This is a genomic window from Vibrio sp. 1751, from assembly GCF_033339895.1.
Classification (GTDB): domain Bacteria; phylum Pseudomonadota; class Gammaproteobacteria; order Enterobacterales; family Vibrionaceae; genus Vibrio; species Vibrio alginolyticus.
The window spans coordinates 1-8,046 of record NZ_JAWOVM010000132.1 but is presented as its reverse complement, the minus strand read 5'-3'; the positions used below and the strand labels follow the sequence as shown (position 1 = coordinate 8,046).

Sequence of the window (8,046 nt, the reverse complement as noted above, 5' to 3'; positions counted from 1 at the left end):
GGAGTTAAGTGGAGACCGGAACGGTACCGGAAATTACCGGACGAATTCTAAAGTAATAAGTACCCAATCAAACTTATATTAATGCTAAGTAAATGCCCTTACGGACTAGTAACCGTAAGGGCTTTCTAATTTCTAAGGTAAGGGAAAGAGGGATATCTATGACCCAACGTAAAACACGCAACAAGAAAGCAGAACCGGAAACAGGACCAGAGACAGGAACAACTAACCATTTCGCTAACGTAGTAAAACAAGGGGAAGCAGACAAACTGGGATCAAAATCAGTGGGTAAGGTGCAATACGAAATTGCCCTCCATGATGAAGAAAAGCAACTCTACTTTCGAATAGCAGGGCAGACAGGGGGCGCAGGGTTGCATTCAAAACAGTGGATTCCTATGGCTCGTCTGTTCGAGCTTGTTGAAGCTCAAGAGGATAGGGCGTGGAAAAGCCAGGTATATAGGTCTCTGTATTCTTCCGGATCGGCGAACAATCAGGGGTTTTGTGCTTCAATATGCCGAGCATTAGGGTTAGCTCAAAAAGCTGAGGGATCAATGTACCTACACGTAAAAGGGGAGAAATACGACAAGGTTAAGGCTGATCTAATGAAGCTGGTTTAGCTTTAGGAACATCATCAACCAAATGCTAGCCCTGCTATAAAGAGTCAGAAAAATCAGACTCTAGCAGCAATGTTAGGATCGAGCTTATACATCTGTTCGCAGTAGGCTAACTCAGTAATATTCGCTACTCTAAATTGATGTAGTTGACCAGATACGGCTGCGGCTAGATACCAGATCCCCTCGTCATTAACCAATCGGTAGGGATGCATCTCAGTGTAACGTTGACCATCATAGGTGAATGCAATGATGTGGCGTAGTCGTATCGCTTCAGTCAAAGTCTCGAATTCGAGAGCAAAACCAGTGATGTCTTCCACGGATGGATTCCTGAATAAAAATGGTGGATTCGTGCCGCTATTCAAGATGCCAGCAGCTAGATAATCCCGGTCAGAGAATAGAGATTTTATCCCCATGTTCGATAGCAGTAACGAAATGGAATGACTGCCTGTTGAGCCTAGATACTCAGGATCAAGGTAATAAAATCCATTACCGCGTTCGATAGGTAGATAGCTTAATCGTTCGTTGAAATCACGCTGAATTGTCTTTCCCGATACAGCAAACTCACGACACAGATCATCGGGGTATAACTTCTCTCCGGTGTTAAGGCGGGTCAATATCAGCCCGAGTCGCCTAGCCAATCTGTCGTGCTTCCCACTCTCTCTCGTCTTACGCAATGTTGAATGCTCACTAGTAGTTCAATGCAGAACGAGATTATTTCCAGCTTAAATTCATTAGGTTAGTGAAGTTGTCATAACTGCCATTAGCTAACCATCATCAGAAAATATCTACAGTAGGAGTCTGTAACATGGAAAAGAAAAGTAAGATCTACTCAGAGCCTCAGACTATGCCTAAAACCAGTAGGGGCACAGGATTCAAAGCGGCTAAGGTTGGAGCAACCATAGGTGCAAGGTTCGGCCCATACGGTATCATCACTGGAGGAGTTCTCGGGTACCTAGCCGGGATAGTAGTTGACGAGATGCTAGATGATTAGCTAGTTGAACTGCAAACTAGGGGAAGCGGGGAGCCCTGCTTTCTCTTACTATTGATGGCACTCAATCGTTGAGGACCTAGATGTTAGAATCGGCCATCAGAGGATAAGATAGGGTTGAAAATGAGCTTCGTTATGAGCCCCTGAACTATACCAACTAGGTTAACTAGGATGGTGGGGTTGACAGGGTTGCTAGGGCTTTATTTTTTTTGTGCACATCAAGACGACGTTATGGAAACGGATCAATGCCTAGAAAGTTCCAATTAGATATTAAAGATTCTGATCCTGACTTAATTCATTATCAAAATGTTATTGAAGGCAACAGATTTGATTTGAGTACGAAAGGTCAGACCACTCCCAACAGTAAGGAAAGAAACCCATTTAATATCGTTTGTTTTTTTAATGACGATGGATTTAAAAGCTACCTTGTTTATCTTATACAAACAGCCAAGGCGCTGATTAGTCATTGGAGTGATGAAAATACAGCGAAGATTATGGCGTTTATGAAGCACAGTATCGAGCATGTTGATAGTGAGCTAATTAATGACGTTGATCATTCGACTAAAAACTATATTAAGTTGATTAGCGAATCTCAGGTGGACTTTATACATCTGGATCGTGAAGACCACATTCTTGCTGAGTTGCCAGAGAAAGAAGAAACGAAACACTTCAAAAGATCATGGGTATCTCTCGTAGATCATTTGATTGATGGTTGTAATCTAAATGAATTGCTTAGTATTAGAGAGATCAAAGAATCAAATAAGATAGGTAAGAATAATATCCATCGAAAACACTTATATGCTGCCCTGTCTATGCATGTTTTAAGGTTTTCCAATCGGTGCAAAGAAAGTCAGCCAGTAATTGATACGTTCTATGGCGGAAAAGCTAAAGATACTGGTGTTGATATCGTGGGACGTATACTAATGGCTCATCATTTTCTAACGCTAGCATTGGGTGAAGATAGTGTTCAGACACCAGATGATTTTCTATGGCTTAAAAACTCGAAGGGCAAAAACATATCTGAGTTAAAAACAGTGGCTAGGGACCTATATCTTAAGAACTGGGTCTACCTATACGACAAAGAAAATCCCGGCGCTATTTCCAGCCAGAAGCAACTGATAAGAATCTTGGAAGAGCATTTCGCTGATCTTAACCTATCAGATAGTGTGATGAAGAGATTGCTCAAGAAGTTCAGAGCAGAGGATTACTTCCACCAAATGTTGGTTGATAAAAGAGAAAATGAAGCTTACTTACTGAATAGGGAAGCGCTGCAGCGTGCTAACTATGTCCTAGTAACAATGAAAGCTGAATTTAGTCGCGGCATGCACTTAAAAAAGACGATGAAACATAAAGAGACCTCGTGACCCTTTCCGCGTGGTGACCTCGAAAAAAAAATGCATATGATAGGACTCCTCTACAGGGAAATGACTACGAGGTGTAGTCTCGGCACTGAAGCCTCCCTAATAACACAGAGGATTCCAACCATGCTAAATATCAAACAAGCACAAGCAAGTTCAGCAATTCAACAAGCGTTCGCTGGCAACAAATCCGTAGTTCAGGTACGCCGCCCTAAAAAAGATGAGTCCCTTTTTCTTGGTGAAGAGAGATTAGATCTTATGGTCATCACAGAAAAAACGATGCAAATGGGCCAAATGTATGCCACCGAAAGCTACTACTTAGTGCTGGGTGAAGAAGCACAAAAGGCGCTATTCAACGATCTTAAGACGAAAACCTTCGTTCCTGCCGCTAATCAGTACGGTGAAGTGTTCATTGCTATCTTAAACGCGCCAAGCCCTAACGGCTTTACGTGTGGCCACTATGAAACCACCCAGCGCTATATTCCAGAGCTTCAGAAGAGCTATGGTCGTCTGGTAAATGATCAGGCAAACAAATGTTACCGTCTGGAATCAACTGATCTTCCCCCATTTGAAGGCGAGTTTCCGTCACTAGAAGAGGTTTTGAGCAAAGAGTATGAAAACGCGACCGTTAAGTATGGCAACGAAGAAGTACTGGTGCGTTTAGGTAAAACCTTCAGCTCAACCTCAGCACCGAAAGAAGAAACTCCAGCAACCCCTACAACCCAGGTTGACGGAGTTGACGATGATATTGACGAATTGGACTCCATCGACCCACTTGAAGAGCTACTGGGCTAAGAAAACTACGGGATGGCTGTTACTTACGTAGCAGCCACGTATAGGCACAGTTTGACCTAGAGGGGGGGGAGCATGAGTATTGATACATCACTAAACATCTATCAGCGTCAGGTGGAAGCCAGATTTTCAACTAATGGCGTTCCAGATGAGCAGCTAAATTACGAGCAGAGACAAGCAAGATATCTGAGCACTCTAGCCCCTTTAGAGTGGGTTGGATTTGGTCTGGAACGCATGCTTGAGCATTGTAGTGGCAACCGTAACGAGAACATCCGCCAAGATGTCATATCGCTCTACCATAAGATCAGTTGTCAGGGCCTTTTAGTGGATCGTACAGCATTGGCTGACTTGATTCAGGACTATAAGGAGCGATTACGGGACGACCCTTTTTCCCAGAAAGAATACAAGGCCCTAGAGTGGTTAAGCCGCTTACAGGTAGATGATGACGGTAAGTTGAGAACCCCAATCAGACCATACCACAGCATTACGGGGCGTGCTGGTTTACTCGGAACGACTCCAATTAATGGCTACAAAATCTTCCGAGAGAAGCTACTAGCAGCCCCGGTTGGTTGCTCGGTTGCCTCAGTGGACTATGTCGCTTGTGAAGTAGGGATCTTAGCAGCCCTATCGGGTGATGTGCGCCTACGCAGTGACTATATGAACAGCGATGATCTATATGAGGCATTGCTCTCCCCTATGCATGCCGCTTGTGGCTTGCAGCTAAAGAGAGAGCAGCTCAAAGGCTTACTTCTCATGTCAATCTACGGTGCATCCCCTGCAACAATAGCTTCCAAGCTAAGACTAACTGAGTTGGAAGCTCAAGCTCTTCTGAAGGGCGTCATGGGACATTACCCAGTAGCGTTTAAGTGGTTAGAGCAACAGACAGTTTCTGCGTACCACGCAAAGATTCTGCAATCACATACATGGCAGATCCACGTTACGCCAGAAGCAAGACCACCTCAAGTGAGAAACTGGCCGATCCAGATGGCAGGGATGGAAATCATTAACAGAGCTTGCCTGTTAGCCGATCAACAGATGCTGAAGGTGGTTGGGGCTGTTCATGATTGCGTCTATATCGAGAGCGAACGTGGGCACTTTGAGCAAGAGATAACAACATTGAAAGAAGTGATGGGTATGGCTTCCGAAACGCTGCTGAATGGCTTTCGACTTAAAACCACCATCGACTTTGTAACACAAGAATAAACAAGAGATTAGGTAACGATTATGGCGATGAAAACTGGATACTTTATTGAAAAAGAAAAACTTGAGAAGGCAGACTTTGGCGACAGTGTCGTGGGTAAAACTCTGCATCATGTGATCAATACGTTTGATATTGGCAGAAATGGATATGGTGTAGCTATTTTGTCCCGAAAAGAGGAAGGAAAAAACCGCCTGACATACCTTTCAAGAAGTCCGAGATTTGCTCAGATTCTACGTGAGGAAATGATGATCACAGAGGGCCTTGCACTTGATAAATCGCAGATAGATGAGATTGCAGAAAAGCTGAATGGCATTGCTGGTATTGCGAAACATGTATCGTTTACCCACCTAAGAGTGGCGGCAACAGAGTGCGGCAACGGACGTATACTTGATGTCGGTGACGAAGCAGGCACCCAATATCAGCTTAAAGATGGAAAAGTATCGGTGATATCTGAAGGCTCCGATCAACTGTTCATCAGTTCCGGCGATGCAGAGGCGTTGCCCCCGTTAGCAGAACAGGGAGATTGGAAAAAGCTGTTGCCTTACCTCAACATGGAGAAGAAGCACCAGTTCCTATTTATCGCCTGGCTGCTTCATACCATGACTTTGGTTCGAGACCCTGATACTGCTTACCCCATTCTGGTGATCTACGGCGGTCAGGGAACAGGTAAGTCGACGTTTTGTAAGCGAATCATTCGAGCCTTGCTTGACCCAAGAGCCGCTAAAATAAAGAGCTTTCCTACCAAAAAGGAAAATCTTGCCATTGCTTTACAAAATGAGTTCACCTCAATTTACGATAACATGCGTTCGCTGACGAAAAGTTGGTCGGACTATCTGTGCATCGTTGCTACTTATGGTGTGGAGGAGAAGCGTAAGCTTTATTCTGATGGTGATAGCGTTAAGTTCGACCTTCACGGTAGCTTAGTCCTCAATGGTATACATGACTTCATTGAAGAGCCTGATTTGGCTTCGCGCTCTATTTATATCTCGATGAAGCAACTATCGGCAGAACAGCGTGTAAACGGTAAAGTGATGCTTCAGAGCTTGGAAGAAGATCTATCCGAGATTTACACGGGACTGCTTGAACTCTTGGCAAAAATACTTGATGTACTGCCAACAGTTTCAATTAAGAAAGCCGGTCGCTTAAATGAGTTCTCTCGCTTTCTAGCTGCATTTGAAGTCGTAACTAAAGTGCCAGAGGGTTATCTCCAAGACTTGTACTTGAAAAATCAGCAGGAAAGCGCTCTTGAGTCCCTATACCTGAATAAGCTGGCTAAGCCACTAATCCAACTTGCTCAGAAAGCGGGTGTACAGGGAAAAAAATATACGCCTACAGAACTCTATGAAGAGTTAGTACGGGTAACACCTTTCCACGAGCAGAAGGGAGAGTTCCCGGAGAACCCGATACAGTTTGGTCTCAGAGTCGATGGCTTAATGAGTTCACTGGGTATGGCAGGTATCCGAGTAGAGCGAGTTGCACCAAAGAACTCAATATTCCTAGGGTTAGTGGCTGAGCAGCAGGAAGCGGCATAGCTAGGACGAAGACAAATAAACGTATTAGCTTGATATCGAAAGGGGGGAACTCGTTCCCTCGCTCAACCCTGCCAACCCCGCTGACTGGGTTGCAGGGGATAAAGGGGTTGGCGAGGACTCGTGACTGAATCGTCTGGTAGTCATAAAGCCAGAGCGTGGGCGCTGGCTGAGCTCCCCCCTAGACCCTTAAATCTGCCTCATCTTGTGCTGTAGCGCATGGATTAGGTTTCTTTATCCGATTAGTATGCTATCTGTGGCTTATTGCTCCGGTTTGGTTTTACAAAATAAAGTCCACTCCACTCTCAATGTGAAATTCGTTGTACTGAGTCGAGTTTAACTAAGCAATGGTTGTTATACTCAATAGGCAAAGCGTAAGGTGAGAAAAAGGAATAACAACATGCCAAGCGAAAGTTTATTTACCACTTGCAAGCACTGTGGGAAGCAAGTATCTAAATCACAAAGAAAGTGTCCGAGTTGCGGTAAATCAGTAAGGAAACTTAGCATCGCACATTGGATAGGGATAGTTTTGGGTTTCTTGTTGTTGATTGGATTAATTAACTCACCGAATGATGCCCCCCGAAAAACAGCTACCCCGATCTCTTTTAAAAATGCAAAGAGTGATATTGCCAGTAAGTTGGATCTAGATTTTAAGTGGCGAAAAGAAGGATTTGGCTCCGTAATGGAGGCTGATTTTAAAATCATCAACAACAGTGAAGAAGACATCAAAGATATAAGAATTCAGTGCGATCATTTCGCAAAAAGTGGAACGAAAATAGATTCCAATAGTAGAACAATATATGACGTGATCAAGGCTAACTCAAAACGGTCATTCAAGAACTTCAATATGGGTTTTATACATGACCAAGCAAGCTCATCATCTTGTTATATAAGTGATTTTTTATTAGTCAAATAAAATGACCATTATTGATAGGAGATAAAAATGGCACTAATTAATTGCCCAGAATGTGAAACTGAAGTGAGTGATTCTGCACTTAAATGTCCAAAATGTGGTGTACAGCTTCGGAAAGCAAAGAGAGGATTATTTGGCCAACTATTTAAGTGGAGCTTTATTCTATTTAATATCCTTATGTTGGTATGGTTGGTTACATATTGGGGCTCTATCGGTGACATGAGCAACACCATTACCAGTGACGCAGAAAAAGCCGGGGCTGTAATTGGTGGAACCATTGGAACAGGAATGCTCTTTGGTTTGTGGGTATTTGGTGACATCATTCTGGGCTTGTTTGTAATGTTTACTCGCCCTAAATCATAAACACTTAATACAAATATAAGCCTACCTCGCATCAATAGGCAATACCAATTACTTTGGCTGCGCCCGCAGCCAAAATAATTGAACACCAAGCTATTTATTTCATTCTATCAAAAAAAAACACCGTCAAAGTTGCTTACAGTAAACACATATAGAAGCTAACCACTGCCTACTGTCGAGTGAGCTAAGCCCCGTAAGCCAGAGCACCTTACCAAGTAACTTTCCTATACCTAAAATTATTCGTATGTTTCTAAATTAACAAAGCCCCTGAAACACTTCTGTCCAAAAGTACGT

The 8,046-nt window shown here is 43.5% G+C and carries 9 protein-coding genes; 8 read left to right on the top strand and 1 reads right to left on the bottom strand.

Translation table 11 applies throughout. The annotated features are described in order from the left end of the window. The first annotated feature begins 158 nt into the window (after positions 1-158). Complete coding sequence (locus R7041_RS21930; protein ID WP_262652176.1) at positions 159-614, top strand: hypothetical protein; 456 nt, start codon at positions 159-161, stop codon at positions 612-614. A gap of 53 nt (positions 615-667) precedes the next feature. On the opposite strand, the gene R7041_RS21925 is transcribed toward R7041_RS21930, so the two are convergent. Then, positions 668-1,225, bottom strand: a complete 558-nt coding sequence (locus R7041_RS21925; protein WP_262652177.1) for a helix-turn-helix transcriptional regulator — start codon at positions 1,223-1,225, stop codon at positions 668-670. Between the two features lie 191 nt (positions 1,226-1,416). Between R7041_RS21925 and R7041_RS21920 the strand changes: the two genes are divergently transcribed. The 7 genes from R7041_RS21920 to R7041_RS21890 all read left to right on the top strand — a co-directional run bounded on the left by R7041_RS21920 (position 1,417) and on the right by R7041_RS21890 (position 7,755). Beyond that, positions 1,417-1,602 (top strand): hypothetical protein, encoded by a 186-nt coding sequence (locus R7041_RS21920; RefSeq protein WP_193254919.1) that lies wholly within the window; start codon positions 1,417-1,419, stop codon positions 1,600-1,602. A 242-nt stretch (positions 1,603-1,844) separates the two neighbouring features. Then, positions 1,845-2,963, top strand: coding sequence for a hypothetical protein (locus R7041_RS21915; RefSeq protein WP_262652180.1), 1,119 nt, complete (start codon positions 1,845-1,847; stop codon positions 2,961-2,963). Between the two features lie 120 nt (positions 2,964-3,083). Further along, positions 3,084-3,752 carry a hypothetical protein gene (locus tag R7041_RS21910; protein WP_262652181.1) on the top strand — a complete coding sequence of 223 codons (669 nt, stop codon included), beginning with the start codon at positions 3,084-3,086 and terminating at the stop codon, positions 3,750-3,752. A gap of 72 nt (positions 3,753-3,824) precedes the next feature. Further along, positions 3,825-4,952: a DNA polymerase gene (locus R7041_RS21905; RefSeq protein ID WP_262652183.1), complete on the top strand. Its 1,128-nt coding sequence runs from the start codon at positions 3,825-3,827 to the stop codon at positions 4,950-4,952. A gap of 21 nt (positions 4,953-4,973) precedes the next feature. Then, positions 4,974-6,482, top strand: coding sequence for an RNA helicase domain-containing protein (locus R7041_RS21900; protein WP_262652185.1), 1,509 nt, complete (start codon positions 4,974-4,976; stop codon positions 6,480-6,482). Positions 6,483-6,879: 397 nt separating this feature from the next. Then, positions 6,880-7,395, top strand: coding sequence for a zinc ribbon domain-containing protein (locus R7041_RS21895; RefSeq protein WP_262652187.1), 516 nt, complete (start codon positions 6,880-6,882; stop codon positions 7,393-7,395). 27 nt (positions 7,396-7,422) lie between these two features. Next, a complete protein-coding gene (locus tag R7041_RS21890) occupies positions 7,423-7,755 on the top strand; it encodes a zinc-ribbon domain-containing protein (RefSeq protein WP_029559163.1) in 333 nt (110 codons plus the stop codon). Positions 7,756-8,046 lie beyond the last annotated feature (291 nt).